Genomic DNA, 823 nt, shown 5'->3' on the forward strand with positions numbered 1-823 from the left:
GATTAAGCGTAAATTATTCAGTCGGTGATTCCAACTAGAAATGTTATTCCACCAAGGATGTTGACGCAACTTGAATAACAGGTTCTTATCTGAAGAATCATCGCCTGCATTTTCTGATTGATTCCTGACAGAAAACTGCAAACTAACCATCAAAAAGACACTCTCGACAATTTCCCACCAGCGTTCAATTTGATGGTACTCAGTCAAGCGAAAATCTGCCCACCCTAACTGATTTTTACATTGTTTAAAACCATACTCTATCCAAGTTCTCAAGCCATAATTATTGCCAATTACCGCCGGAGGTGTATCTGATAAATTGGTCATTATATACCAAGTAGAATTATCAGGTAGCTTAGTTATATCTGTTGTAATTTGCCAATACCTCCAAGTTCTCCGCTTCCCAAAGATAATTTCTCTCATGTAGCGTTCTTCAGTTTTACCATTAGAGAAGATTCGCTCAAAATTTTTCCATCTATTGTACCTAATTCCTTGCCCAGATGGCATCCAGACACCATGATTACAACGAAATTGCCACAATAAATGGCATTTTATATTGATTCAATACACTCAGAAAAGTGTCACTTTCCCCGTAAAGACTATCTGCTAAAACTAACTCAAACTTAAACCCTATCTCTTGGAGTTCCGTAATTATTTCTGCTGCTAATTGAGTCTTTGTCTTATAGATATCATCTCCTTTGAGCCGTTTCTTAGGTTTGTAGATTCTAAACAGTAATGGAAACGTTACTCCTTGCCATATTCCATAAGCATTTACAGATACTATTCCATTCTCTGTCTTTCCTAAGTTACCTATATACTGCCTCTC

Annotated in this window: 1 protein-coding gene and 1 pseudogene; both read right to left on the bottom strand. The window is 36.9% G+C overall.

Annotation, left to right across the window (positions count from 1 at the left end):
• Positions 1 to 420, bottom strand: a pseudogene (locus ABF638_RS38210) (IS701 family transposase); the annotation flags it as partial.
• Positions 421 to 517: 97 nt separating this feature from the next.
• Positions 518 to 823 (bottom strand): transposase (locus tag ABF638_RS38215; protein ID WP_435027925.1); only part of this gene is annotated, 306 nt, incomplete at its 5' end.

The sequence above is a fragment of the Nostoc sp. CALU 1950 genome, from assembly GCF_051172895.1.
In the GTDB taxonomy this organism is placed as follows: Bacteria; Cyanobacteriota; Cyanobacteriia; order Cyanobacteriales; family Nostocaceae; genus Nostoc; species Nostoc edaphicum_A.